The sequence below is a fragment of the Tritonibacter sp. SIMBA_163 genome, from assembly GCF_046535935.1.
GTDB lineage: Bacteria > Pseudomonadota > Alphaproteobacteria > Rhodobacterales > Rhodobacteraceae > Epibacterium > Epibacterium scottomollicae.
Map to the genome: position 1 here is coordinate 1 of NZ_JAWJBP010000079.1, position 929 is coordinate 929.

Consider the following 929-nt stretch of genomic DNA (forward strand, 5'->3'; position numbering starts at 1 on the left):
GGCGCGGTCAGCAGCGGCGTATCCGCGTCGCTGACGGTGACGGTAAAGCTGACTTGCGTGGCGGCATTGCCCGCGGCGTCCTGCGCATCCATGGTGACGGTGGTCTCGCCCACAGGGAAGTCATAGGCGCCGGTCAGGGTGGTATCGCCGACCTTGTAGGTGATTGAGAGGCTGCTATCGACGTTGTCACTGACGGAGCCAAGGCCGGTCACATCGATGGAGGCCGTGTCAGCACCCTCGTCGGTTTGGGCGGTTTGCGCATTCGGCGCGGTCAGCAGCGGCGTATCCGCGTCGCTGACGGTGACGGTAAAGCTGACTTGCGTGGCGGCATTGCCCGCGGCGTCCTGCGCATCCATGGTGACGGTGGTCTCGCCCACAGGGAAGTCATAGGCGCCGGTCAGGGTGGTATCGCCGACCTTGTAGGTGATTGAGAGGCTGCTATCGACGTTGTCACTGACGGAGCCAAGGCCGGTCACATCGATGGAGGCCGTGTCAGCACCCTCGTCGGTTTGGGCGGTTTGCGCATTCGGCGCGGTCAGCACCGGCGTATCCGCGTCTGTGACGGTGACGGTAAAGCTGACTTGCGTGGCAGCATTGCCCGCGGCGTCCTGCGCATCCATCGTGACGGTGGTCTCGCCCACGGGGAAGTCATAGGCGCCGGTCAGAGTAGTGCCGCCGACCTTGTAGGTGATTGAGAGGCTGCTATCGACGTTATCACTGACAGAGCCAAGGCCGGTCACATCGATGGAGGCCGTGTCAGCACCCTCGTCGGTTTGGGCGGTTTGCGCATTGGGCGCGGCCAGCACCGGCGTATCCGCGTCGCTGACGGTGACGGTAAAGCTGACTTGCGTGGCGGCATTGCCCGCGGCGTCCTGCGCATCCATGGTGACGGTGGTCTCGCCCACAGGGAAGTCATAGGCGCCGGTCAG

At 64.4% G+C, this 929-nt stretch carries 1 protein-coding gene; it reads right to left on the reverse strand.

Features of this window, described 5'->3' with window-relative positions; translation table 11 throughout:
- The coding region (locus tag R0J92_RS21490; protein WP_411053127.1) for an HYR domain-containing protein at positions 1 to 929 on the reverse strand (929 nt) is incomplete at both ends.